Below are 601 nucleotides of genomic sequence, written 5' to 3' on the forward strand. Positions count from 1 at the left end.
CTTCCTCGTTGTACGCCGGGACCACCACGGCGATCCGCCTCCCCCGGTAGCGGGGTTCCCGGGTCTGGGCCCCCTCGCGCTCCGCTCCGGCGACCTTCAGGTGATGGTCATGGACCAGGGTCAGGATATCTGAGCCGGTGGAGACGTCGCTCTGGTAGACCGCCTCGATCGCCCGTCGCCCGTAGGCGCCAAACGCGCTCGCCGACCCGGCGGCCGGGAAGACCGCATCCTTCCCGGCCCGGAGCTCCGAAAGCAGCCGGAGGATCTCCCCGGGGTCGTGCTGGCCGTCAGCGTCGATGATGACGAGCTCCTCGACGCCCATCCCGCGGGCGGTCGAGAAGATCGTCTGGAGCGCCCCGCCGTAGCCCCGGTTGGTTGCATGGCGGACGACGATCGCCCCGAGCGCCTCGGCGATCGCGACGGTCTCGTCCGTCGAGCCGTCGTCGACGACGAGGACGGCGTCGGCATGCCGCCGGGCGCCGACGATGGTCTTTGCGATGTAGGCCTCCTCGTTGTAGGCGGGCATCGCAACGAGGGTCCGGACGGCACGCCGAACCCCCACAAGAGCATCGACGAGGAGGGGTGCGTCGTCGTCTTCGAG

Annotated in this window: 1 protein-coding gene; it reads right to left on the bottom strand. The window is 70.2% G+C overall.

Going from position 1 to position 601, the window contains the following annotated elements; genetic code table 11:
• Positions 1–601, bottom strand: a 601-nt coding sequence (locus tag MCUTH_RS11250; protein WP_236707461.1) for a glycosyltransferase family 2 protein, incomplete at both ends; no start/stop codon positions are given.

This window comes from Methanoculleus thermophilus, assembly GCF_001571405.1.
GTDB classification, from domain to species: Archaea; Halobacteriota; Methanomicrobia; order Methanomicrobiales; family Methanoculleaceae; genus Methanoculleus; species Methanoculleus thermophilus.